This window comes from Kitasatospora sp. NPDC058046 (assembly GCF_042885595.1).
GTDB lineage: Bacteria > Actinomycetota > Actinomycetes > Streptomycetales > Streptomycetaceae > Kitasatospora.
On sequence record NZ_JBHVRS010000025.1, the window covers coordinates 1 to 23,577 of the forward strand.

The 23,577-nt window shown below is 74.6% G+C and carries 22 protein-coding genes; 6 read left to right on the top strand and 16 right to left on the bottom strand.

The window, feature by feature from the left end:
• Positions 1 to 336: 336 nt before the first annotated feature.
• The 11 genes from ACFVU7_RS36450 to ACFVU7_RS36500 all read right to left on the bottom strand — a co-directional run bounded on the left by ACFVU7_RS36450 (position 337) and on the right by ACFVU7_RS36500 (position 9,939).
• Positions 337 to 840, bottom strand: coding sequence for a hypothetical protein (locus ACFVU7_RS36450; protein ID WP_388049764.1), 504 nt, complete (start codon positions 838 to 840; stop codon positions 337 to 339).
• Positions 841 to 961: 121 nt separating this feature from the next.
• Positions 962 to 1,825: a hypothetical protein gene (locus ACFVU7_RS36455; RefSeq protein WP_388049767.1), complete on the bottom strand. Its 864-nt coding sequence runs from the start codon at positions 1,823 to 1,825 to the stop codon at positions 962 to 964.
• A 514-nt stretch (positions 1,826 to 2,339) separates the two neighbouring features.
• Entirely contained in the window at positions 2,340 to 3,821 is a 1,482-nt protein-coding gene (locus ACFVU7_RS36460; protein WP_388049769.1) for a hypothetical protein, read from the bottom strand.
• Positions 3,822 to 4,265: 444 nt separating this feature from the next.
• Positions 4,266 to 4,793 (bottom strand): hypothetical protein, encoded by a 528-nt coding sequence (locus ACFVU7_RS36465; RefSeq protein WP_388049771.1) that lies wholly within the window; start codon positions 4,791 to 4,793, stop codon positions 4,266 to 4,268.
• A gap of 592 nt (positions 4,794 to 5,385) precedes the next feature.
• Positions 5,386 to 5,787: a hypothetical protein gene (locus ACFVU7_RS36470; protein WP_388049774.1), complete on the bottom strand. Its 402-nt coding sequence runs from the start codon at positions 5,785 to 5,787 to the stop codon at positions 5,386 to 5,388.
• A gap of 620 nt (positions 5,788 to 6,407) precedes the next feature.
• Positions 6,408 to 6,842 (bottom strand): DUF6283 family protein, encoded by a 435-nt coding sequence (locus ACFVU7_RS36475; protein ID WP_388049777.1) that lies wholly within the window; start codon positions 6,840 to 6,842, stop codon positions 6,408 to 6,410.
• Positions 6,843 to 7,101: 259 nt separating this feature from the next.
• Positions 7,102 to 7,557: a hypothetical protein gene (locus tag ACFVU7_RS36480; RefSeq protein WP_388049780.1), complete on the bottom strand. Its 456-nt coding sequence runs from the start codon at positions 7,555 to 7,557 to the stop codon at positions 7,102 to 7,104.
• Between the two features lie 10 nt (positions 7,558 to 7,567).
• Positions 7,568 to 7,759 carry a hypothetical protein gene (locus tag ACFVU7_RS36485; protein ID WP_388049782.1) on the bottom strand — a complete coding sequence of 64 codons (192 nt, stop codon included), beginning with the start codon at positions 7,757 to 7,759 and terminating at the stop codon, positions 7,568 to 7,570.
• A 387-nt stretch (positions 7,760 to 8,146) separates the two neighbouring features.
• A complete protein-coding gene (locus tag ACFVU7_RS36490; RefSeq protein WP_388049785.1) occupies positions 8,147 to 8,566 on the bottom strand; it encodes a DUF3085 domain-containing protein in 420 nt (139 codons plus the stop codon).
• A gap of 333 nt (positions 8,567 to 8,899) precedes the next feature.
• On the bottom strand, positions 8,900 to 9,562 hold the full coding sequence (locus ACFVU7_RS36495; RefSeq protein ID WP_388049788.1) for a hypothetical protein: 663 nt from the start codon (positions 9,560 to 9,562) through the stop codon (positions 8,900 to 8,902).
• Positions 9,563 to 9,684: 122 nt separating this feature from the next.
• Complete coding sequence (locus tag ACFVU7_RS36500; RefSeq protein WP_388049791.1) at positions 9,685 to 9,939, bottom strand: hypothetical protein; 255 nt, start codon at positions 9,937 to 9,939, stop codon at positions 9,685 to 9,687.
• A gap of 853 nt (positions 9,940 to 10,792) precedes the next feature.
• On the opposite strand from ACFVU7_RS36500, the gene ACFVU7_RS36505 reads away from it, so the two are divergent.
• Both ACFVU7_RS36505 and ACFVU7_RS36510 read left to right on the top strand, forming a co-directional pair.
• Positions 10,793 to 11,248, top strand: coding sequence for a hypothetical protein (locus ACFVU7_RS36505; RefSeq protein WP_388049794.1), 456 nt, complete (start codon positions 10,793 to 10,795; stop codon positions 11,246 to 11,248).
• 206 nt (positions 11,249 to 11,454) lie between these two features.
• Complete coding sequence (locus ACFVU7_RS36510) at positions 11,455 to 12,012, top strand: hypothetical protein (RefSeq protein ID WP_388049797.1); 558 nt, start codon at positions 11,455 to 11,457, stop codon at positions 12,010 to 12,012.
• Positions 12,013 to 13,079: 1,067 nt separating this feature from the next.
• On the opposite strand, the gene ACFVU7_RS36515 is transcribed toward ACFVU7_RS36510, so the two are convergent.
• From ACFVU7_RS36515 to ACFVU7_RS36525, 3 genes are all read right to left on the bottom strand, one after another.
• A complete protein-coding gene (locus ACFVU7_RS36515; RefSeq protein ID WP_388049799.1) occupies positions 13,080 to 13,580 on the bottom strand; it encodes a hypothetical protein in 501 nt (166 codons plus the stop codon).
• A gap of 20 nt (positions 13,581 to 13,600) precedes the next feature.
• Positions 13,601 to 14,851 carry a hypothetical protein gene (locus tag ACFVU7_RS36520; RefSeq protein ID WP_388049801.1) on the bottom strand — a complete coding sequence of 417 codons (1,251 nt, stop codon included), beginning with the start codon at positions 14,849 to 14,851 and terminating at the stop codon, positions 13,601 to 13,603.
• 1,008 nt (positions 14,852 to 15,859) lie between these two features.
• Complete coding sequence (locus tag ACFVU7_RS36525; protein ID WP_388049804.1) at positions 15,860 to 16,339, bottom strand: hypothetical protein; 480 nt, start codon at positions 16,337 to 16,339, stop codon at positions 15,860 to 15,862.
• A 409-nt stretch (positions 16,340 to 16,748) separates the two neighbouring features.
• Between ACFVU7_RS36525 and ACFVU7_RS36530 the strand changes: the two genes are divergently transcribed.
• From ACFVU7_RS36530 to ACFVU7_RS36545, 4 genes are read left to right on the top strand one after another with little or no spacing between them, the layout of a single operon-like run.
• On the top strand, positions 16,749 to 16,970 hold the full coding sequence (locus ACFVU7_RS36530) for a hypothetical protein (RefSeq protein ID WP_388049806.1): 222 nt from the start codon (positions 16,749 to 16,751) through the stop codon (positions 16,968 to 16,970).
• On the top strand, positions 16,967 to 17,152 hold the full coding sequence (locus tag ACFVU7_RS36535; protein ID WP_388049809.1) for a hypothetical protein: 186 nt from the start codon (positions 16,967 to 16,969) through the stop codon (positions 17,150 to 17,152). Before ACFVU7_RS36530 ends, ACFVU7_RS36535 begins: the two co-directional genes overlap by 4 nt.
• Before the next feature lie 17 nt (positions 17,153 to 17,169).
• Positions 17,170 to 17,529, top strand: coding sequence for a hypothetical protein (locus tag ACFVU7_RS36540; RefSeq protein WP_388049812.1), 360 nt, complete (start codon positions 17,170 to 17,172; stop codon positions 17,527 to 17,529).
• Complete coding sequence (locus ACFVU7_RS36545; RefSeq protein WP_388049815.1) at positions 17,526 to 17,723, top strand: hypothetical protein; 198 nt, start codon at positions 17,526 to 17,528, stop codon at positions 17,721 to 17,723. The genes ACFVU7_RS36540 and ACFVU7_RS36545 overlap by 4 nt, the downstream gene beginning before the upstream one ends.
• Before the next feature lie 1,950 nt (positions 17,724 to 19,673).
• Here the strand turns inward: ACFVU7_RS36545 and ACFVU7_RS36550 are convergent.
• The gene (locus ACFVU7_RS36550) at positions 19,674 to 21,014 is read right to left on the bottom strand and encodes a transcriptional regulator (protein ID WP_388049817.1); all 1,341 of its coding nucleotides are present in this window, start codon (positions 21,012 to 21,014) and stop codon (positions 19,674 to 19,676) included.
• Positions 21,015 to 22,227: 1,213 nt separating this feature from the next.
• Positions 22,228 to 22,518: a hypothetical protein gene (locus ACFVU7_RS36555; RefSeq protein ID WP_388049820.1), complete on the bottom strand. Its 291-nt coding sequence runs from the start codon at positions 22,516 to 22,518 to the stop codon at positions 22,228 to 22,230.
• Positions 22,519 to 23,577: the final 1,059 nt, after the last annotated feature.

Sequence of the window (23,577 nt, forward strand, 5' to 3'; positions counted from 1 at the left end):
TCCCGGGTCCACCGACCCGGGATGCGGCGCGGCAGCCGATGGTTGTGGGGTGGTGTTGTTTCAGGTCGCGGTGCTGGGCGATGAGACGGATCGTGCCGTTCGTGGTGAGGCGGGCGAAGCGGTAGCGGATCTCTCCGATGGTGCGGGCCCGGCGTCGGGGGTCCGTTCCTTGGCTTCGGGCTGCCGGCTGGCACGTGTGGGGGTCGCCCCTTCCCTCGGGGAGCGGGAGGGTGGGTGCCGGACTCCCGAGGCGGCCTCGCACCCTGGGCCGGGAAGCCGGGTGCGGGACGGCGACCGTGCCCGCACCCCGGGGGAAGGGGCGGGGAGCAGCGGGGACTACTGGCCGACGGAGATCTGCGGTTCGCGGATCCGGGCGGCGGACTCGTTCAGCTTGGCCCGCCGCTCGCGGAGGCGCGCGGCTTCCTTGGGGGTGGGCATCATCGCGGTGAGGTGGAGCACACGGCGGGTCTGGGTGCGGCGGGACTCGGTGCGGTAGACGCGGTAGCCGGCCGCGGCCAGCTCGGTCTCGGCCTGGTCCAGCGCGGCGTTCCTGGCGGCCCGGGTGGCCTCCCTGCGGGCCGCGGAGCGGTCGGGCTGCTCTTCCTTCTCCCCGTTGACGAACCACCAGATGTCGGCCGCGCGGTCGTTCCCGTGGCGGAGGCTTGGCCAGGCGAAGGCGCCCGTGATGGTGGTGTCGTTGCGCTGGTCGGTGAGTCGGGCGAGCGTGAGGCCGGCGGCGCTGAGGACGTGGAGGACGGCCCGGGTGGGCCGGTGGTCGGCGTGATCGGGCAGGTGTCCGGCGGTGGTGGCCTGGCCGGGCATGAGGGCCGAGCGGATCATGGTGTTGGTCTCCTGGGTTGTACTGCGCCCGGGGTGGCCGGGCGCAGCGGTGTCGGGGGTTTTATCCGCGCCGGTTCCGGCAGAACCAGCCCGGGGCGGGGCGTAGCAAGGGCCTTGATGGTCAGCGGTGTCGGGCCGGGCGGGAGAGCGCGGCGGCGAACTGCGCCTTCCGCGCGAGGATTTCGGCTTTGAACCGGAGCCTGGCGCCGGTGCCGCCGGCCACTGCGTCCGCGGCCGCCCGGGCGACGTCGGCGCGGTGGCGGGTGTTGGCACGTCGGGCGGCCTCCCTGGTGTCCCAGGTGGTCGCCTCGCCGCAGGAGCAGAGGGCGGTGGACTGGCCGGAGTAGGCATGTCCGCCGGTGCGGTCACGGCCGACGGTGCCCAGGACGACGTCTGCGATCCGCCGCCAGCCGGCGGGTGTGGTGGTGCGGGTCATGTGTCGGGCTTTGGGGGCGGCGAGCTGCCACAGGGCGGCGTCGAGGACCGGGGCGACGGACCGGGGCGTCCACTGGGGGCCGTCGAAGGCGATGCGGAGGTACGCGGTCGGGGTGTTCACCGTGATGGCGTGCCGGTCGACGCGGATGGTCGCGGCGGGAACGGTCCATTGCCACGCACCGTCGGCCTGGCGGGCGGGATCGCGGTCGTCGCGGCGCATGACGGACCGGGTGTGGACCGAGCTGCCGTTGAGGGCCGGGGAAGCGTCGCCGAGCGGCGTGGTCGGGACGTGGTCGAGGATCGCGGCGACCACAGGTGCCAGGGCGTCCGGGTCGGGGCGGGTGTCGGCGGTGCGCAGGATGACCAGCGCGGCGCGGTCCCCCGCCGGGTTGACCACGGCGATTCGGTGGAAGCGGCCGGTACGGGAGCGGAGTTGGCCGCCCGGTACGTCGGCCGTGGTCACTGCGGGGTCCATGAGGAGTCCGGTGAGTGCGGCCGCGTGGGCGGGCCGGGGACGGGTGTGCCCGGCGACGGGTCCGGTGGTGGTCACGGTGTCTGGGTTCCTTCATTGTAGCGGCGCTGTGTGCCCTGTCGGGTGGGGCGCAGCGACCTGGTGGATGGGTCGGTGGGCGGGACGGGGAGGACCCGGGCGGTGGCCGGATCGTGGGCGCGGCGGGCGGTGTGGGGCTTCGTCCGGTCCGGGGCCGTGGTTGCTGTCGGCCGCCGGTACGGGCAGGTCCGGGGATGGGGGCCCGCACCCCGCCTGTTCTCGTCGTCGGCGGGGTGCGGGGGTGGGTCCGATCGCCGTGCCGGGGGTTCCGGGCGGGTGATCGGACCCTGTGGTGCGCGCCTGAGGCCAGGAGTGAGCGGGGCCGGGCCGGGGGCGGGCGCCAGGTTGCACAGCGCCGGCCGCCGTCGTGGCGGGCGGTGCGGTGCGAGAGGGAAGGTAGGAGCGCTGCCCGGCCGGTCAACCCCCGGCAGGAGACGGGCTCCTGCCGGGGGCGCGGACGGGCGGGCGGATGGGATGGGGGTTGCTCTCAGGTTGGGGTGGCGGCCTGGGGCTGTCAGTGGGCGGGCAGGTGGGGCCCGGTACGAAAGCGCGGGTAGTCGCCTGCGGCGAACAGGCGTTGGATCGCGGCTTCGGTGACGGGCAGGGTGGGGCGGGCCCGGTGGGGGTTGGACAGGATGGCTGCCGGGTCTGGTCGGCCGTGGACGCTCGGGTGGATCCGGGCGAGGTAGGTACGGAGCATGTCGAGCCAGGGCAGGCCCAGAAGGGTGCCCCAGACGGCGGCGGAGACCAGGGGCGAGAAGATGTCGCCGAGTTGCTGGCACTGGCTGGTGCGGGAGCCGGTGACCGGGTAGTCGCCAGGCAGGCCGACCAGTGCGCAGACTTCGGGGATGGTGAAGCGGCGTCCGGTCTCCTGGCAGTACCAGCCGCGGATCTTGCCGGTGACGGCGGTGATGGTGCGGTCGAGGGCGAACACGTTGCCGCCGCTGGTCTTGCGTTCGCCGCGGGTGTTGATGCGGGTGTCCGGTGGCCAGCCGAGGGCGAGGGCGGCGTTGGTGCGGATGCCGGGGACGGTGACGGGGCCGGGGCGGCCGTACCAGTGCGCGGACATGATGGCGCGGTTGCGGTTGCTGGCGGAGCCGAAGTCGGCGGCGTCCAGGTCCTGCCACTGCACGGATTCGCATCCGGCGGTCCACAGTTCGGTCTGGATGTACTCCTGGACGTCGTCGGGCAGGGCCGAGCTCTGTTCGATGACGATGTGCTGCAGTGGTGCGCCGATGGAGCGCAGGCCCAGGATCCAGATGACCGGGGCGAGCATGAGTCCGGCGGTCTCGGCGGTCATGTCGTCGACCAGCGCCCACAGTTCGGCGATGGGGGCGCCGGAGGGCTCGATCATGTGGTCGTCGCAGTCCTCGTCGCAGTCGCCTGGGTCGTCGTGGGTGCAGACCTCCGACCCGTCCACCCACACGTTCCCCAGGTGGGCGCCGACCTGGTCGATCGCGTCGAGGAGGATCTGAAGGTTCGTGGCGTCGCGACCGGCTCCGAGGCCGGCGCGGGTCCAGTCGGTGCACGGCATCGTGCACGTGACGCGGCGGGTGAAGCGCAGTGTCGGGTGGCGGGGGTCGAGTGTCTTGATGTCCTGGCGGATGACGGTGCACCCGGCTGCTGTGCTGGTGGCGGCCGGGTCTTTCCTCAGCTCGATGCACACCGTGTCGGTTTCGACGCCGAGGACCAGGCGAAGCCCGGCGCAGCCGCCGCCGCATCCGGCGCACACGCTCACCCCGCGGGGGGCGTCGCCGGGCTTCGGCGGGTAGAGCCAGCGGGCCGGGTACGGGCCGGCGAGTTGGTCGCGCTGTGCTGTGGTGAGGGAGTCGAGGAGGGCGGTGAGTTCGGGGCCGTCGAGGGCGAACAGGTCTTCGTGTGTGGGGAGGGCTTTGTCTGTCGGCTGGGCTCGGCCGTCGGTGTCGAGGGTGAAGAGGGGGAGGTTCTCGTGCGCGGTGGGGCGGGTGGTGGCGGGTGTGCGCGCGGGCGTGGGCATGTGGCTCCCGGCCTGGTACGGATGGGCAGACCGGCGGGCGTGGCTGCGGCCCGTGGGCGGGAGCGGGCGGCGGGGCGGCTGTCGCGGTGGGCCTGGCCCGGCTTGGCCGGTCTGATGTGCCGGAAGGTAGGCGTGGGAGGGAGCCGGTCAACGGCCCACCGGACGGACGGGTCGCCGGACGCGAACGCCGCGCCCCGCCGCCCCGGGCCCCTGCTGGCTTGCCGGGCCGGGAGGAGCAGGCGGGCGGCGGGGCGTTCCCGGCCCGGGGGCGGGGCGGGTGGTGTGGCTGGTCTCAGCGGTCTCGGCGCGGCCGGCTCCCCGGCCGGGACCGGAACAGGCGGCCTGCGGGACGCGGGCGGGCCCGAGTCGTGGCGGTGCCCGGAGGCCGGGTAGAGGGGGGCCACCGCGTGCCGGACGGGGCCCCGGCAGGCCTGCGGCGGGATGTCAGTCGCGGGGGACGTACAGTCCGCGCTCCTTGCGCCGCAGCTCCCAGTCACGGCGTCCGGATTCCTCGCCGGGCCGGAAGTCCTCGCACGCGAACACGCTGCCCTGCGGGCCGTGCCACTGTTTGAGCTCGGTGCAGTTCAGGCACCGGGTAATGGCCTGGCGGAACTCGTAGCACCGGGCCCGGTGCTCGTCCAGGGCGGCGGCCAGGGCGTGGTGCGGGGTCCGGTGGCCGTCCTGGGTGGCGGTGCTGGTCCAGTCCCCGGGATCACAGCACTCCTGCGCGGTGGCGATGTCGAACCGGCCGCTGTACGACCACGGGCCGATCGGGGTGAACTCGGCGGGGGCGTGTGGGCCGTTGAGCATGTTCTCGGGGCAGACGGATACGAGGCAGGCGCAGCCGGGCACGGTGTGGTCCCAGGCGGCCAGGTATCCGCCGTCTTCCCACACGGTGACGGTGAACTCCCCGAACGCGTGGGGGGCGAGGGCGGCGAGGGTGTCCGGGTGAAGGGTGATCGTGCGGCTCATCGTGTGGCCTTCCTGTCGGTTGCTGTCCGGGTCGGGGTGTCGGGCGGGGCGGCAGCTGCTCGGGGCTCGGATGGCCGCTCGCGGGCTGATCCGCCGGCCGTGAAGGCGGGCGGGCGCGGGGACTCGGACGGGGTTCGTCGTCGGCGGGGCGTGTGGCCGTAACCGCGTGGAGTGGTCCGGCTGGCGGGCGGCCGGGCCCCTGAGAGGGAAGTCAGGGGTCCCGGCCGCCGTGTGCCGCCTCGCCCGGGGGGAATGCGAGAGCGGCACCGGGGGCGCTGTCCCCACCTCTGGGGGACGGGGACGGCGGCCTCCGGGGAGGCCCGCACGGCCGGGCGGGTCACGGCCGCCGGGCGGGAACAGGACACACCTTAGGAGCGGCAGACAGCCGGTCAACCCTGCGGCGCTGGGGGCGCAGGCCCGTCGTCGTCGCGAGCAGGCAACGGCCGCCACCACGCCGGAAAGCCCGCGCGGCCGGGACGGTCACGACCGTGCGGGTGGGAACCAGGACGCACAGTAGGAACGGCAGGGACGCCGGTCAACCCCGGGCCGGAACGGGCGAGGCCTGGGGTTGACCGGCGTCTGGCGGGCTGGGCTACTGCTCGTGGTCCTGGTAGTCGGCGTCGCATTCGGAGCATGCGTCGGCAGGCTGGCCCTCGTGGTCGGGGCAGATCCGCGACCATGTGCTCTCGGGGTCGTCCGGCGGTGACTGGGCCGCGAGGTTCTCCACGACGGACGCGTTGCTGACGTCCACGGCGCAGTCGTAGACGTAGAAGCAGCCCTCCGTGTTGAAGGCGCCCCACTCGGTGCGGCCGTCGGCGTTCGCGCACTGGGCTATCGGATCGCCGACGGTGTCCGTCAGCGGTACATGCCCGTGTTTGCATGCGGCCGGACGGGTCTCGTCGGTGTCCAGGGGGCGCGTTCGGGCCTCGATGTCCGCGACCTTGGCTGCCTCGTCGGTGGCCGGGACGATGTCCTTGTGGGTCGTCTTGCTCATGGATGTTCTCCTGCTCGTCGTACGGGCTGATGGGTGTGGGACCGCGGGCAGGCGGCCCGGGCCGGGCAGCTGAGTGTGTGGGCGATGTCGTACGGCGCGCGGACGTCGCGGTCGGTGTGGCGCAGTGCGCGGACGTCGCGGTCGTGGGGTCCTTCGGGTACGGGCGGACGGGACGGACCGGATGGCGCGTGACAGGGCCGGTCCCGGTATGCCGGAGGGTCGAGGCGGCGGGGCGCGGTCAACGGTCCACCGGGCGGGGACCGGCCGCTGGTGACCGGCTGTGCCGGGTCTCCTCGTTTCCGGGGGGCCGGGTCCGGCGGGGCAGCGGGAACCCGCCCCTTGTTCTGCTGCCGCCCGGAGGTCGCGGCTTCGGCGTCGTCGGGGGCGGCGGGCCGTCTGGGACGCGGCGTGCGGGGTGACCGACCGCTGCGGGGCCTTGGTCCGGGCCGGGCGGGGCGCGACGTGGAGGGTGCGGCCCTACGGGTGTGCCGGCGGGGTCCGCTGGCACCGCCGGGTGTCGGGCGCGGGAACCCGGTCAAGGGCCGCCACCGGGCTGTCCGCGGCCCGGTGGCGGCCCTTGCGGGGCGGGCGGTGGTGCGGGCCCGGCCGGGTGGTCGTCCTCAGCCGAAGCGGATGTCCCGCCGCGTGCGGACGATCTTGTCGACGAGGCGGTCGGCCTCCGGGCCGGGCCGGTCCATGTCGGCTTGGCCGTGGTCGGCTGCCTCGGCTCCCGAGGAGAACAGCGGCACCGGGGACTCGTAGGTGACCACGGCTTCGAAGGTCGGGCCGTCCATGGCGGCCGACACCAGGGCGATCCGCGGCGCCAGCAGGGCCTCGCCGTGGCATCCGGCCCAGCCCGCGCACACACGGCCGGCCTGGCTGTCGGCGTCGTTCTGGTGGCACCGGAACACCGCGGTCGGCTGATGTGGTGTCGGGGCGTCGTAGGCGCGGAGCTTCTCGTACTCCTCGGCGGCCCATATCCCCGAGGGGACGTCACGCCGGTAGGGACAGCTGTCGCAGGGACGTGGTGCGGGCGGGCGGGTCGTGGACGTCACGGAAGGAGTATGCGGGTCGCGGGGCATGGCGGGCCTTTCAGGGTCTGCGGATGCGGGCCGACGCGAGTGGTGTCCGGCTCCGGGGTGGAATGGTCGGGCCGCCGCGGTGCGGGGTGCCCCGCCCGGCCGGAGCGACTCACGGCCGCCGCGGGGCGGGAACAGGGCACGTCGTGGGGGGCGGATAGGGGCTGGTCAACTGTGTTGGCGGCACGGGCGCGCGGAGGGCACGGGGCCGGTGTGCGCCGGGTGGGGCAGGTGCTCAGCCGGTGGTGGCGCCGTCGGGGTAGGCCCAGCCTTCGGCGTCCTTGGGGGCGGGCCACCGCAGAGCGGTGAGGCGGGCCCGGTCGGCGGGGTGGAGGTGGAACAGGGGGCTGAGGGTGAGTCCGGCGAAGAGGTTGCACCAGGCGGGCAGGGGGACGGGAACGGTCGGCTCGCAGTCGCAGGGCTCGCCGTCGTCGCAGTCGGCGCCGTGCGCGGGGCGCAGCCGCTGGGGCGCGGGGTTGCGGATGGTGACCAGGTACCAGTCCGTGATGGTACGGCCGGGGATCGAGGGGTCCGGCCTGCCCGTGTCGACGCTCTCCCAGAGGTAGAGCTCGCCGGTGTGACCGCTGTCGATCAGGCCCGTCAGGGCGTCGCGCACGGGATCGTAGTTGCGGTTGTCGGTGATGGGGCTGCGGCCGGCGCCGGTGAGGCGGTAGCCGGTGACGGTGGCCATGGGGTACTCCTCAGACGGCGGTGCGGGTGAGGGTGGCGAAGTCGGTGTAGTCGTTCAAGATCACGGCGATGAGGTCGGGATCGAAGACCGCCCGGGCCCACTCCGCGACCTGCTCGATCGGGATGCCGCGCTGGGAGAGCTGGAGGCGGGCCCAGACCGGCAGGTCGGCGGGCGGCTGGGCGTCGGGCAGGACGGTGCGCATGGGGCACTCCCTGGTGGTGGTGCGTGGGCCGCCGGGGCGGGATACGGGGCCGAGGCGGGGCGGTGGGCGCGGGACGGGGACGGACCGGTGACGGAGGAAGCCCGCGCCGCCGGAGCGCAGCGGCATCGACAGCAGCCGGGCGGGAACAAGACAGACAGTAGGGCCGTCGGACGGCCGGTCAACCCCGGGTGGGTGGGACGGTCAGGCGCGACCGGGCGGCGCCGGTGCCGCGCGGGAAGATCCCGCGCGGTGCGGGCGCAGGGCACGGGGAGGAGCGGTGGAACAGCCGGACGCCCCTCGTCCCGGCGCGCAGCGGTGCTGCGCCCCGGGACGAGGGGCCGTGGTGCCGGCGGTGCCGGGTAGCGTGGTGGGCGGTTGTGGGCTGGCTCAGTCGCTGTAGGCGATGGCGACGCGGTCCGTGCCGACCCCCAGCTCCAGCCAGCACAGCCCGTCCGTGACGGCGGCGCGAAGCTGCTCCAGCATCGTGGTGGTGGCGTCGCTGGTCAGGGGCTCGTTCAGCGGGAAGTACTCCGCGAAGTCGTCGCCGCCGACCGGGGTGTCGCAGAGTCCGTCCTCGGTGCCGGGGCCCCAGCCGTCGGCGTGGACGACGTGGTGGTGGGTGTCCTTGCCCGGCAGGTGCGGCAGGCCGTTGGACATGATGTAGGTGCCGTTGTCCTTCGCCCAGATGAGGCATGCTCCGCTGGCGTCGGAGTAGGGGCTGGCGCGGTGGTCGGGTGCGGCGGCCGCGTGCTCGGCGAGAGGCAGGATGTCGGCCAGCGGGAATCGAAGCAGCAGTGGCTTGGGCATGGGTGTGGACCTGTTCTTTCGAGACGGAGTTGAGAGCGCGGGCCCGGTCACGTCCTTTGGCACGGACAGGAAATGGCCGTGCCAGGGCGCAGCGCGGGGTGGTCGTGGTGGGACGCCCCGCGCTGCGGGGCTGGCGGGGCTCCTGAAGGCCCGTACGGCCGGGACGGTCACGGCCGTACGGGCGGGGACAGGACGCACAGTAGGAGCGCCGGGCGGCCGGTCAACCCCGGGCCGAACCGTGCTGGTCAGGGCTGCCGTCGGCACGCCGGTGCCCCCCTTCGGGGCGCCGGGTCCCGGCCGGGGGCCGGCCGGGCCGGGCGGCCGGGCGGGTGGTCAGCGGATGCGGATCCGGCGGCGCAGCCGGAGCGGGCGGGCCGGGCGGCGGCTGGTCCGGTTGTGGAGCGGGTGGGGGTCGTCGGTCTCGGTGCCGGGCAGGCTCGGGTCCACGAGCGCCAGGCCGAGCGCCTCGCGGTGCTCGTCGTCCAGGTGGAGGCGGGCCGGCTGGCCATCGGCGAAGACTAAATGCACGACGACGGGCTTCGCGGGGTCGTGGGGGGTGTCGACCTGTCCGGTCCAGGTGGCGGTGGGCGGGGCCGGCTCCTGCTGGTCCTGGCCGTCGTTCTCGTCGGACTCGGCGCGCAGGTGGTCGTGGGCGTCGCAGGCCTGGCCCCAGATCCGGCCGTAGTCGGTGGGGTACTGGGCGATCAGGCGGGTGAACAGGTCGGGGAAGGTGGTGCCGGTGCCGGTGCCGTCGCCGCGCTGGTCGTGCTCCATGGCCCGGGCGATGGCGTCCGGGTCGTCGGCGAGCAGCGGCAGGTGCGGCAGGTCGGGGCGGTAGGCCTCGGTGGTGATTCTCGTGCCGGGCAGGTGCTGCGTGGTGCGCATCTGCCCGCGCAGGCCGGCGGCGACGGATTCGGCGATGTGCTGGTGGTGGGCGGGGCCGATCCGGATGTCAGGGAATCCGGCGGGCCGGCGCACGAGTACGGCGTACAACACGGGGTTCTCTCCCAGCGTGGTGGGCGGGTGGGGCGGGGTGGCGGTGGACGGTACCTGGCCGGTGCGCGGTCGGGGCGGACGGGCGGCGGGCCTTGGCGCACCGGGGTCGGCCTGGTGGCGGGTCAGAAGTAGTGGTAGCCGTCGTTGGCTGTCAGGGCGCCGTTGGAGCCTGCCTGGAGGATGTCGGATTCGTACTGGTGGTAGTCGCACAGGATCCAGTCGACGGTGATCTGCCGCGCCTCGTACGCGTCGAGGTAGGCCGGGGGGAACTCGCAGCCCTCGCACTGTGTGATGCGGCGCGGCGCGAAGGTGGCGGAGGCAACGGCGGCGGTCGTGGCCGGCAGGTCGGAGGGGGGCGTGCTGTGGTCGGCGGTCACGGGCGGGTTTCCTGTCGTGAGGTACGGAGGCGGGGCGGGCGGCCATGCGCGGAGGTCCGGGCCCCGCCGTACGGGCGGGGCCGGGGGCAATCCGGCCGTGAGGGGCACGACCGCCCGGGGGGAACAGGAGGGACCGTAGAGCGGGTGGCGGGCCGGTCAACCCGGCGGTGCGGGGTGCGCGGCCGGAGCTTCGACGGGGCGGGGCGGGGTGAGGGTGGGCCGGGGCGGGTGTCCCCGGCCCGCCGTTGCGGGCCTGGACGAGGGGATGGCGGGACCGGGGCGGCCTGAGCACAGCCCGTCAGGCCGTGGGCTGCTCGCTGACGGTCATGTAGCTGCCGGTGGCGAGGTACTGCTGGAAGGACGCGTAGCCGGTGTCGATCCGCAGGGTTGCGCCGCGGGTGGTGTTCACGGCCTCGCTACAGGCGGGGGCGGTCAGCACTGTCGGCTGGCTGGCGTCGTCACGGGGGCTTCGCGGGCGGCTGTCTCCACGGGGCGCACCAGTTTGTGACGGACACCGCCGTCAGCGCGCGGCCAGGACGCCCGCCGCACGTCGGCAGGGCGGTTCGTCGGGTTCGGCAGGAGCATTTCGTCGGTTTCCCGGCCAGCGAGCCGGTGCGTGGTGGGCTGGGACCGGGCGGTCTCCACCGGGCTCCCGGCCCCCGGGGGTCGACGTCCGTGTGCGGCGCGGGCTGGGGCCGTCGCGCAGTCCGGTCGGCTCGTCGAGCGCGGTCGGCTGCGGGATCCGCCCTTTGGCCGGTTCGCCGCTGCCTGCGGCCCGAAGCGCTCTACCATCCGACAATTCGACCTGAATAGCGTCTGGACTGGATTCAGTCCAGAGGCTAGGGTCGGCCGCATGGACATCAGGACCGAACTCGGCAACTTCCTCGGCGAGAAGCGCGCTCTGGTCGACGCGATCACACGGGAGTTCCGTGCCGGCACGCCGGCCAAGGCGATCGCCCGGGCCGTCTCCCCCGCCTTCAGCCGCGACCAGGTGACCCAGTACCTGGCCGCCGTCGCGCTGCACGACACCGCGCGCACGGCATTGAAGGAGGCGGGGCTCGCACTGGTCGGCGTCCGGGTCACCGGTATCGACGCGCCACGGGAAGCACTCCTGGACATCGCCGCCGAACCTGCCGAGACGCCCGACTACGAGGACCTGCCGAGCCGGATCCGCTCCGCCCTTCGGGACTTCCACATCACCCTCGACCTCCCCGCGGGCGAACACGACGAGACCACCGACGACCTGATCGACAGCCTCCTCCTCGAAGGGGAGCCCGTGCGCCTGGTCAAGCTGAAGCCACGTACCTGACCGGGGCCGGCCAGCGGCAGGCCGCTCACGCGCCGGGCGGCAGCGGCCGCCCGGGCCGGCCCCGGAGCACCCGCGGCGACCGATCGACCGCTCTCGACTACCAGCCGCCGCACGGCGCGGCGGACCAAGGCACGAAGACCCGGTGGACCAGGTCCGCCGGATGCCGACCGACCATGACGGGGGACACTATGACAACCGGGCAGACCATGCATCCCACCCCGACCGAAGAGGAGTTGGTCGCCTACCTCCGTCAGGCGGCGGCCGAGGCCACCACCCCCACGGCGCGTCCGGTCACCGAGTGCTGGACCTACACCAGCCAGTTCGACCTGCTGCTGCGCGAAGGGCGGCTCTTCACCCCGGCCCCGCTCCCCGACGGGGTCGAGCGCCTACACCCCGGCTTCTGCTTCACGAACGCCGCCCAGGCGGCCGACGACCACCCCGAGCTCCACCTGACCTACGCAGAGGGCTACGGTACGGCGCTGATCGACGCAACTCTGGCCCTGCACACCCCACACGGCTGGGCCGTCACGCCCGACGGCCTGGCACTCGACCCCACCTGGCCCCACGAAGACGCCGGCGCCTACCTCGGGCTCCCCTTCGCCGACCCGGGCGTGTGGCCCCACCCGCTCCTCGGCCGGAGCCTCCTCCAGGAACCGCCGTTCCTGGAGGACGTACTCCGCCACGGCCTCCCCGACGGCCTGCTCGCCGACCTCGGCCGCCCCATCCGAACGACAACCCGATGCCCGGCCCCACACTCGACCTGAGGCTGAGGTTGAGGTTGACCCCGGAGTCCTGACCCGGCCCCAGCGCAACAGAGCGGCCGGGGCCGACCCGGGCGCCGGTCGACGGCGGCCCCCTGTGGGACGACGTCGGACCGGATCCGGGGCCCGGACCGAGAACAGCCTCCCGAGCCGGTGGATCGACCCGTCGGCCGGGAGGCGGCACCGGACCGACATCCGACGGCCCGGCACCCGACCCCACCCGCGAAGACGCCGGCGCCTACCCCGGGCCCCCTTCGCCGACCCGGGCGTGTGGCCCCACCCGCCCTGCGGCCGGACCCTCCTGCGGGAGCCGCCGCTCCTGCACGAAACACTCCGCACCGCCCTCCCCGACCCGGCCACCCGGCCACCCGGCCACCCGGCCCAACGTTGAGGCTGAGGCTGAGGTTGAGGTCGGCGGCCGACCCCGGAGGCCTGACCCGGCCCCGCGCAACAGAGCGGCCGGGACGGACCCGGGCGCCGCTCGGTGACAGGCCCCTCACGAGCCGGGCGGCCCGGACGCGGCCGCGGCGGCCAGCCGGCCGCCCTCGGCCGCCAGCCGCCGATCGACGATGCGCAGTGCCCGCACAAGCGGCCCCGGCCTGGCGGCCGGCCGCGCGTGCCGCGTCTCTTCGCCGGCGCAGTTCCCCGCCTCCCTGTGCCACGGAGCGGGCGTTGAGGCCGTCGCGAAGGCGGGCGCCGGGCTTATCGCAGTGGGCTTCGACGCCTGACGGCACGAGGCCCAGACGCCACCCGAGACGATGGCGAGAGCGCGCCCGTGGCCGGGCGCCACCGCTCCCGGAACCGGCAACGGCCGACGACCGGTCGGCGCACAAGCCGCGGAACCGGGGCGGTCGGCGCGACACCAGGCCCCCGCCACGGACAGGCACGGCCGGGAACACCATGGCGGTGGTCAGGGCTGTTACGCTCCTTTGGCGGTCCTGATGTGCCATCGGCATCAGGTCTGCTCGCGCGAAGCCCTCGAAGGCCACCGGCCCCGAGAGCTTCTGTCGTTCCCTGCCGCTGCGGGGATGCGATTGTCCTACCAGGGGCCGGTGCGGGCCACCTCGCGGTCAGCGGGTGTTGCCGTGGACGGTCGTGCGGCCGGGGTAGTGGGCCTCCAGGTAGTTGCGGGCATCGTCGAGGTCGCCGACGACACCGACGGTGGTGGTGTGGCCGTCCGGCGCGAGGTCGGTCTTGAAGACCGTGAAGCCGGGCTGGTCGAGGGACTGGAGTTCGGATTCGAGCGGGTAGTCGTGTCCGCGTCGGTAGGCGAGGTCGGAGACGATGGAGCCGCGCACGACCCGGGTCTGGCCGGGGAAGCGCTTGTCGAGGGCGCGACGGGCATCGTCGAGGTCGCCGATCACGTCGACGGTCTGGATGTAGTCGCCGTGGTGGGATCCGACCATGCTCACATGCCAGGTGGCCGGGCCGATGCCGGCTTCGTAGATGGCCTGGTCGAGGTCGGCCAACGCCTGTCCCCGGGGCGCGGCGGGCTGGACGGCGGCCGCGCCGCAGGCGACGGCCAGGACGGAGAGGGTGACCACGAGCCTGCCGGTGAGGGCGAGGTCCACGGGGGCGTCCTTTCGGGCTGTCAGGCGATGGAGAAGCTGAACTTGTCGATGACCGGCGAGATCGGGGTGAACAGGAGCGCGCTGTAGCAGGTGGTCCGGAATACTGTGTCCCCGCAGACGACCTTGTCGCCGCCGCCGGCGACGACGACGCCTCTGGCCTGCATGTCCTCACCACCGTTGATACTGGCGAAAACGGGCCCGCCGCTGTCGCCCCGGGCGACCGCGCTGTCGCTGCCGTTGGTGCGTTCGGCGACGTCCATGTCCGTGTGCCAGGTGCCCCCGACGTTGCCCGCGTACTCGGTACGGGTGATCTTCAGGCCGCAGTGCACCCCGGACATGGCCCCGCTCTGGCACACCAGCGAGCCGACGCTGTTGTGCCCGGCGCCGAAGACGCGCTTCGAGTAGCCGTTCCCGTTGTCGAACCGGCCGTCGTAGAACCGCCCGGACGGCGTTCCGTTGATGCTGATCACGGCGACGTCGAGTCCGGTGTCGGAGTCGGACACCGTCCCGACGGTGGCCCCGGTGCCCGTTTTGTAGGTGCCGGAGGTCCCGCAGTGAGCGGCGGTGAGCAGCACCGCGACTTCGCCTCGCCAGCCGCCGAATCCGGAGGAGCAGAAGAGGTTCGTGGGCGTGCTGAGCTCGGCACCAGCGCTCCAGGGAGCGGTGTCGTTGTGGCGGGTCGCGGTGGCCGTGGGAGCAGCGGCCGGGACCGCGTCGACGGGGACGCCGGCGAGTTCGGCGGCGCGGGCGGCGACCTGCCCGCGCGCGGGAGCGCCGTCCCGGCGGACAGGGTTCGGGGTGTAGCCGACGACCAGGCCGGTTCCGTCCGCGGCGGGCCCGGCCGAGGTCCACTCCGCCCCGTCGTCGCCGCGTTGCGCGGCCGCGACGAGCCGGTCCCGCGCCGTACACAGCTCCAGCAGGGTGTAGGGCGCCGGCCGGACGGCCGCGGTGATCCCCGGCGGGGTGTGCTCCAGCAGGTCGGTGACGCGCTGGGGCACGGTCCCGTGCCAGTACAGCGTCAGCCGGCCGGTCCGCGGGTCGATGGTGTGCCCGGCGTAGCCCGGGACCTCCGCGCGCCGGTGCTCCGGCACCGCGGTGATCGCGTCGGCGAGCCGGTCGAGTGCCGCCTGGCGCCGGAGGACCTCGGGGGTCACGGTGCCCGCCGCACGGTCGCCGCCGCGCGCCGTCGGCGCGGCCGCCGTACGGACCGGCACCGCGGCGAGAAGGGGGAGCAGGGCCCCGGCGACGACGGTCGACCTCCTGATGCGCACCCACCCAGTACCCCACACGGCGGGCCGGCGCCACCAGCCCCCCGGCGGCCGTGTCACCCGGACGGGCGGCCGTTTCCCCGCGGTGGACGGTGCGGGAGCGGCAGGAGGCCGGGCGTCCGGCGGCTACCGGTGTCCGGTCGCGGGGGGCGGCACCGATCCGGTGGCGGCCGGCTCCGGTGTGACCGTGATGTAGGTCGGCGCCGGAGCGCTCTGCCGGGAGTCCGCCGCGTACCAGCCGGCCGAGGCAGCGGGTGGACGCCGCCCTCCACCTGGGTCCGCCCCTCCACCCAGCCCTCGGACCGAACCGCCCGGCACACCTGTTCGCCGCTTACCGCCCGCACTTCGCCGACCACGCCGTCCCCGCCGCGCCCCGGGTGGGCGCCTGGGCGCCCCCACGGCCGAGGAAGCCGCAGTCATCGGGCTCGCATACCTGGCCACCCACATCACGGCCCGTGACCTCGCCGCCCGCCTTGCCGAGACCTACCCGGACGACGACACACTGCCCGACCTCTTCAACCACACCGTCCTGCGGTTGTGGCCGGCGCCCAGCCGCGTCGCCCGCTCCGGGGAGCGCGCCTATGCTGCCGTCCCCCGGTTGCGTGTACACCCGGAGGCACTCGGCTGCCTCGCCGACGGTCGTCTGCCGCCGCGCACCGCCGACCAGCGGCGACCGGTGGGGCGCAGCCGGCTGTTGGGGCATCGGGTGGGGCGCGGGCCGGGCACGGCGGCCCGGTTCCCGGGCTCGGGTGCCGGGACGGCGGCGGCCTGGTCGTCGGGGATGTCGGTCGCTTCGGTCGCTTCGGTCGCTGCCGGGACGGCGGTGGTCTCCAGGACGGCGGCCGCGCTCGGCCGGTCGAATCCCGGGTACTCGCCGGGTCGGCGGGCGAGGCTGTTGGCCGTCAGTCGCGTCCTGGAGCTGTTCCAGGATGCCCACCTGCCCGGCCAGGTGGGTCGTCGGCTGGTCGTCGGCGGGCCGGGTGCCGGGCGGCAGGGCGGTGCAGTCGACGCTCACCCGTCGGCCTCGGGGTCGTAGGCGTTCTGGACCGTGACGGGGGTGACGGTGAAGGCGGTGGCGATCTCGCTGCTGGCGTCGAGGACGTACAGGGTCTGTCCCTGGTCCGGCTCGGGGTCTTCCGGTTCCCAGCGGGTGGGCGGGGTTCTGAACTGGGCCTGGACGTGGTCTTCGGCGTGCTGCCGGGCGGCGGCCCGGGTGCTGTAGGTGCCGAGCGGCACGGCGGGGGTTCCCACCCGGTAGACCACCGGTTGGGCCGGCTCCCCGCCTACGGCGGTCGGCTGCTCGTCTTCGATGACGGTGAGGCGGTAGCGGGTGTTGTCGGCGGTGGTGAGGGTGATCGCCCAGGGGCCGTCCGGCTGGGCGGGGTGGACCAGGGCAACGACGGTGATGCTGGCCCTGGCGTTGCCGGTGATCAACTGGTAGGCGAGGCAGCAGGCTTCGGCCGGGATGTGGGCGTGCCGCGCTTGTGGCATCGGTACCTCCTGGAGTGGTGGGATCGGGAGGCACGGTAGGGACGCGAGGGGGCCGGTCAACCCGTGCGGGCTCGCCGCCGCCCGGGCCCGGCACCCGCCGGTGACAGGGACAGGGCGGGCGGGGCGGGTGGCGGGGCGCGGCGAGCGGCCGTGTGGGGCCCGGGTCGGCGGGGCGCCGGCCGGAACGGACGTGGCCCCGACAGGACCGTCGGCACACCGCTCCAAGCGGGACTCCCGGGCAGTGCGCCTGCCAGGCGTCGACCGGTCGCATTCCGTAAGTACTCCATCACTGCCGGACATCCTTCGTTCAGAACGCGTCGTGATCGTCGGCACCCCTGAAGAACGGCTTGTCAGGCATGCACGCGGGGTAGTGGGCGCTCTGCAGAGCAACGACCAGGAAGGCGCACCCATGACGAGAGGCACCCCCAGGCGCGAGTACCGCGATGTCGTGCCCGCAGCCCCGAAGTTCCAGCGGCGCCGGCCCCGGCCGGGCCGGTCACCCCTGGAGGACTACCGGGAGGCCCAGGCCGCCGATGGGGGCCGGGACTCGAAGTGGGCCCGGCTCCAGGCCTCGGCCATCCGCTCCACCTGTACCTGCCGGGACTGCACCGCCAAGCGGCGGCCGGTGTGAGCACCACCGACGACGGCCCGTCGTCCGGAGCAGGCCCCGCCGGGCACGGGGCCGTGCCGGAGCCCGCCGGGCGCGGGCCGGTGCTGGAGCCGGCCGAGTCGGAGTCGATGCGGCGGCTGCGGGAGCGCACCGCCGAACTGGAACGGGGCGGGGCCGCCGGCTGGCGGTGGATCTTCGAGTGAGAGAGACGGAGGAAATGATGGGCGACACCCCCGTGGGGCCGGTCTTCCAGGCCGTGGACGGCCCGCTGCCCGTTCCGTGCGCGGAGGTGCCCGGTACGCGTCTGCGCCGGGCGTGGCGGTTCATGGACTGGACGCTGAGCCACACCGCCGACGAGCCCGACACGCCCCCGGTGATGCACCGCTACCGGTGCGTCTCGGAGGAGGAGGACGGCACGGTGTGCGGGGCGGCCGGTCCGGAGGCGGAGGACTTCACGCTGGCGCAGGCCTGGCCGTTCCTCCATGCCAGGCAGTCCCCGGAGCACCGCTCGTTCGAGCACGTGGCGAGGGTGCCGTGGGCGCTGTCGGTCAGGCCCCCGGCCGGGCGGGCGCTCCCGTGACCGGGCACCTGCTGTTCGCCGCCGCCGCGCTCCTGCTGCTCGTCGGGGGCCTGGACCTCGACGGGGGCGAACGCGAGGTCGGCCGCCTGTGGTGGGTGCGCGTCCTGCCCCACCGCACGATCGAGGTGTGGCGGCGCGGACGCTTCGGCATCCGTGTGGAGATCCACGACCGCCCCTGCCCCCCCGCCCCCTGAACTCCCGTCACAGGCAACGGAAACAGCTCTCCTGGCCTGTGACGGGAAGGCGGCCCCGCCCCTTCCTTCCGGGGCGGGCGGGGCCCGTCCTCCGGCCACCGTGGAGACCACCGCCCGGACGAAGCCGGCGCCCGTGGGAGCACGTATGAGGATCGTGCCCGACGCAACCCTGATCGCCCTGCCGGCCACCGGCCCCGACAGGGCTCCTGCACCTGTTCGGGCAGCCCCCCGGCCCGGACGCCAGGCCCCGCCCGGGTGCCGCCGGCACCGTGTGGCACCGCGGGTGCCGCCCCTCCGGCCGCCCGCACCGGCGGGACAGTGTGCTCGCAGGGCCGTGCGCGCCGGTCGCCCCGGTTCGCCGTTCACGGGCCGGGGCGACCCAGACTCCCCCGCACCCGCCCCTGTGCCCCCGGCCGTCAGCCGGTACATCGCCGGGAAGCACACCCCGGACGCAGTGCCGGTTCGAGAGAGGTGGGAAGGAAGCCGGCCTCTGCGCCCGCCCCGGCGCCAGCGCACGCCCGCCGGGTCAAGGGGCACCCACAACCCCTTGACTCCATGCTCCCGCACGACTGCGCAGCGTGCCACTTCCCGAGACTCCCGCCCGGGCGCCGGCCCGGGCGGGCCCCGTTCCCCCCATCCCTTCCATCCAGTGACGAGTACACCGACCGTGGGTGACAGATCCGGCCCTGGACAGTTTCCAGCCCCACGGCAAGCAGTGGTACGCCGAGTACGGGTTCCGGGACCAGGGCCGGCTGGGCCCCCGCCCGGCCTCGGCGACGTCGGCGGCTACACCGCGCACGGCTCCTTCGGACGCGTGGCCGCCCACCTGATCGCCTCCGCCCCGCCCCCGCCCCCGCCCCCGCCCCCGCCCCCCGGCGACCAGGTGGCCGCGGACTTCGGCCGGGTACTGCTGCCCCACGCCGGCCGCGTCGCCCGGGGCACCGGCCACCGGGACGACGAACCCGGTCCCGGCACCGGCCCGGACCCGGGATGGGCCACCGTCGCCCTCACCCACCGCCCGCACGCCGGCCGGCCGCACGAGCCGCGGGCCGTCACCGCGGACCCCCTGCGCGAAGGGCCGGCTCGTGGCCGCCGACGGCCACGCCGTGCACCTCCCCCGCCCGCAGGCACGGCGGCCCCTGGCGGCGGATGCGGACAATGCCGTCCGCACCGTCCCGCGCGTCCCCCGGGACGCCCCGCGAACCGCCGGCGACCGAGCCCGCAGAACGGAGCGGGTACCCGGCACGCCGACATGCCGGGCACCCGCCCCTCTCAACTCCCCTTCCCCACAGGGCAAGGGGGACCACGTCCCCGATAATCCCGCAGCACCCCTCTCCCCCGTCATCCCCCGCAGGGATGACACCCCCACGCACCCCGCAACCCGCCACCACCGACGAGGACCCTCCGATGCCGATGAAGACCCCGCCCGCACACCGCCCCGGCTCCGGCATCCCCGATCCCGCCCCCGAGCAGCGGGCGGAGAGCGTCCGCCGCTACCAGGCCGGCCGATCCCCCGCCGTGAGCTCGACGTCCCGGAGAGCCGGCCGCGCACCCGCCTCAACGACCGGGGCGTGCCCCTGGGTAGAGCTCACGCTCCTCCAGGAGCTTCCTGGGGCCTTGCGGCCCGCGGTTCCCCCGGATCTCGAAGTCCGTCGCGTCCCCCTTGCATCGGGGTGTCGCAACGACCTCTCGAACTGAAGTCGTCCGGGGCCTGGGCGAACGGATCGGCGCCGTCGAACTCCGTGGACGCGTGTGGGTACCGAAGACCGCCGAGGGCGCCTCGCCGGGCGCCCTCCCGCCCGGCTGCGGCTACCGGCTCCGAGCCGGCGCCGGCGCCGGCACGAACGGTCCACGGCCCTCCCGCTGCCCCCATCGGAGGAAAGAGGAGAAGTACCGGGCGGGCCAGGCCCTCCTCCCTGGCAACCCCGGCTTGGGCGGGAGCTCCTGACGCTACGCGGCTTTGTCCAGTGCCCGGACCCTCTCGCGAAAATCCCGTACGGCGGGCACGGCGGCGTACTTTTCCAAGGACTTCGAGAACTCGGTCACCCGAGTCACCGCCCGGTCGGAGGTCACCGGGCCTTCGAGCAGGGCGACGCTCTGAAGGGCCGCGTCCAGCGCCCCGTCCAGGTTGCCCCCGGCAAGCCTGGCCTGCGCGAGCCTGGGCGCCCGGACCGCCCGGTCGCGTGGAACGGCCGCAGCGATGGACGCCTCCAACGACCGTGTCGCGTTCCCCGGCTGCCCGCCTCGAAGAAGCACCTTGCCCTCGGTCGAACTGATCTGAGACTCGCCGTACCAGTGGAGCCAGTCGGGGCGGTCGGCTCTATCAGCGCGGTCCCACAGCGTGACCGAGGACTTCAGCGCAGCGGCAGCGGCACGGTGCCGGCCATGTCGCGAAAGGGCCTCGGCGCGGTGGAGCTGCAGGAAGCTCTGCGTGATCGGAGCCAGGCCCGACGGAGCCCCGTCGGCGGCGGTCTCGATCAGATCGACCCGCGCCTTCGTATCGCCCGCGTCTCCGACATGCACTCCCATCTCGGCCAGGATGAAAGCACCGAACGCTCGATCGCCGGCCTGGTCCGAGGACCGAAGCGCGCCCACGTAGTACTGCTGCCCCGCGGAGCGAAGGCCGGCGTCGTAGGCCATCCAGCCGGTGAGGTACGAGACTCTGGACGCCAATCCGTAGAGCCGCCGGCCGACCTCGCCCGTGTACGTGCCGTTGTCGAGCAGGCCGGTGATCAAGGCGAAGTCACCCCGAGCGTGCTCCAGGAGGCGGGCACCACCCATCTGCTCGTCCAGGCTGCGAAGCGCCGTGACACGCTGCTCGACAGACTCCACCAACTGCTCGGTGACCCGGTCGCCGCCGAGTGCGGCCGCCGCCGCTCCAGGGGCGGCGGCCCAGTTCGATGCGAGCCCCGCCAAGGTGGCTCCGGTGATGGTGAGAAACCCTCGTCGGTCCATGTGCCCACTCCTGAGCAGATCCGTCAATGCGCGCACGGCACCCGCCTCGCTCCAGGGGGCGGCGAGCACTGAGACCTCCCAGACGGGAAGCCAGTCCGGCCACCCGCCAGCCTTCACGTGCTCCTGTGGCACCCCCAAGAGGTCCGCAAGTACCTCCTGCGCCACGTCGTCGGGCGCCTGCTTCCAGGTCTCCCACTTCCAAATGGTAGTGCGATTCGTGCCCAGGTTCTTCCCCAGCTTCCTGCCGCGCTCCCTCAACAGGACCGCCAACTTGCTTTGCCCCCAATCACGTTGGCGGCGGATGTGGACAAGAGGGTGTGCGGATGGCTCGATCATGACTGTCCCCGATCCCAGGCTCCGGCGCACGGGAGCCTACCCATGCTGACAGTGCGTCACCTCCCGCATACAGAAACACCCCCGAAACGTTCCCCTGGCAAACCCCGCCCCCGTTGAATGGTTGCCAGTCACCCGGGACCGAACCCCCGACAGACCAAAGAGAAGAAGGAGGGCGCGTTCCGACGGCTCGCGACCGTTGCCCGCACGAATCCACACCGCAGCGACCCCGCACAACAACCTCAACCACAACAGGAGAACCAGCATGTCCACCAGCACCATGCCCGCCGCCGAGAGACTCGGTGGGCGCGCCCGCGGGATCCTGACGGCGATCACCGCGGACCCGCGGTTCCCGGCGTCCGCGCCCGCGACGCCGGAGTACAGCCGCGACTGGCGGTGCTTCACCGGGCCCCCGACGATCAGCGAGCGGAACCTCGACACGGACAAGGCCCCGCTGTTCGCCGAGGCGCTGCGCGCCGTCGCTCCCAAGGCGGCGGCCTTTGAGACGAGCGGCAGCGAGACCCACACCGGGCCTGCCCCGCCCGGCCCCGTGGACGAGATGACGCACGCGATGACCACGCAGCCGCAGCCGCCCCGCCCGCACCGCCGGGCGGACCGGCTTCACACTGGTCCACCAGAGCGACCGGGAGCACACGACGACACCGGCGGTGGGTACACCCACGCCGCGTACGTGGCCGGGTGGGGCACCGAGCCGCCCGCCCGGCACTGGCCAAGGCCGAGGCCGACCGCCGCCCGGACATCCTCGCCGGGGAGTACGGCTCCATCGGCTTCGGCCACGGCCGGCGCGAGCACGCCACCACCTTCCAGCCCCCCGGGCCACCGCCTCGCCGGCACCCGCGTACCGGCCGGGAGGCAGCCGACGCGGTCTCCGCGCACAGGCCGGGACACCCTCCCGATTGCCGCGCAAGCCGTCGCCCGGGTTGAACGGGCAGCCCCCGCCGGGGCGTTCCAGCACCTCGAACGCCCCGGCGGGAGCCGCGGACCCGGACGCGTCCAGCACGCGTCGTGATCGCCGGCGCCGTTGACGAACGGCCCGGCGGACACGAACACGGCGCCGAGCCCCTCAACTCCCCCAGGACCAGGAAGGCGCACCGATGGCCAGACGCACTCCCCTGCGCGGGTACCGCGATGCCGCGCCCGGGGCCCCGACGTTCCAGCGCTGGCGGCCCCGGGCGGACCGGTCGCCGCTGGAGGACTACCGGGCGGCCCAGGACACCACCGGGGGCCGGGACCCGGAGTGGACCCGGCTCCAGGACGCCGCCATCCGCTCCACGTGCGCCTGCCGGGGCCGCGCGGCCGCGCGGAGCACGGAGCACGGCATGAGCGACGGCGACGGGCCGTCGTCCGGGGCCGGGCCCGCCGGGCGCGGGCCCTCACCGGAGCCGGCCGAGCCGGCGTCGACGCGGCCGCCGCGGGAGCGCACCGCCGAGCCGCGGCGCGGCAGGGCCACCGACTGGCGGTGGACCTCCGCATGGGACAGGCACACGACGCGATGCGCGACGCCCTGACGGGCCCGGCCTTCCGGGACCGCCGGCAGCGGGGCGCGGACGGCCTCCCAGCCCCGCGCGCGGACACGCCCGGCGCGCGCGTGCGTCTGCCCCGGACACGGCCGCTCACGGACCGGACGCCGCGCCGCACCGCCGACGAGCCCGACACCCCACCGGTGACACACCACAAGCCGGTACCCGTCGAAGGAGGAGGACCGCACAGCGCGCCGCGGCCGCCGCTCCGGTGCCGGAGGCCTTCGCACCGGCACGGGCCCGGCCGTTCCCCCACACCAGGGACACACCCCCGACCACCACTCCTCCGAACACCCGGCGACGGTACCGCGCACGCCGTCGCCCCGAGCGGAACCCGGGACGGTGCCCCCGTGACCGGACACCCGCCCCTCCCCACCGCCGCGCTCGCGCTGCTCCTCGGCGGCCTGGACTCCGACGGCGACGAACACGCAGCCGGCCGCCCGCGGTGGGTACGGATCCCGCCCCACCGCACGACCGACGTGTCGCGACGCGGACGCCACGGCATCCCCACCGAGATCCACGACCACCCCAGACACCCACCCCCTGAACACCCGCCGCCGGGGCCCACCACCACGTGTCCACCCCCGGCGGCGGGCCCGACTCCCGCCACACCCCGCGGCGGGGACACGGCCCCGACCCACCGGCCCCTCCTACCGGGACGGCCGGGACCCCAACCCCTGGAGCACCCGTGAAGACGGAACCCGCACCCGTGGAAGTGCGTGTGAGGACCGTGCCCGCCGCCGGCTACGAGCCGGGGACCGCCGGCACCCGCCACAGCCCGTGCACCGCCCGCGACGAGCCGGACGAGCACTTCCCCGCGGTCGTCACCGACTCCGTGCGCGCCGCCCGCCTCGCACCCGACGGGACCCCGGTCGCCCTGCTGGCCGCCGACCCCGACGGGCTGCCGCGCCGCACCGGGCAGCCCCCGCCCAGAGCGCCCCGGGTGCCGCCGCCACCGCGTCACGCCCGGCTGTCCCCGCCGGCGTCCCACGCCGGCGGGAGCGAAGGAGGGACACGCGCACGGG